At 77.3% G+C, this 211-nt stretch carries 1 pseudogene; it reads left to right on the forward strand.

Annotation, left to right across the window (positions count from 1 at the left end):
- A pseudogene (locus tag A612_RS18005) lies at window positions 1-156 on the forward strand (MaoC family dehydratase); the annotation flags it as partial.
- Window positions 157-211: the final 55 nt, after the last annotated feature.

Here is a 211-nt window from a genome sequence, read left to right on the forward strand (position 1 = left end):
AGCCGCCTGCGCGCGCGCCTGTCGCTGGCGGCGGCCGAGGCGATCGAGCCGGACGGGGTGCAGATGACGTGGCTCGTCAGCGTGGAGCGCGAGGGTGGCGACAAGCCGGCCTGCGTGGCCGAGGCGCTGGTGCGCAGCTACGGCGCTGCCGCCTGAGAGGCGCTCGCCGGGCTGGACGCGCCCGCGGCGGCTGCGGCAGGCACCAGGAAAC

The organism is Melaminivora alkalimesophila (genome assembly GCF_000282995.1).
Taxonomy (GTDB): domain Bacteria; phylum Pseudomonadota; class Gammaproteobacteria; order Burkholderiales; family Burkholderiaceae_C; genus Melaminivora; species Melaminivora alkalimesophila.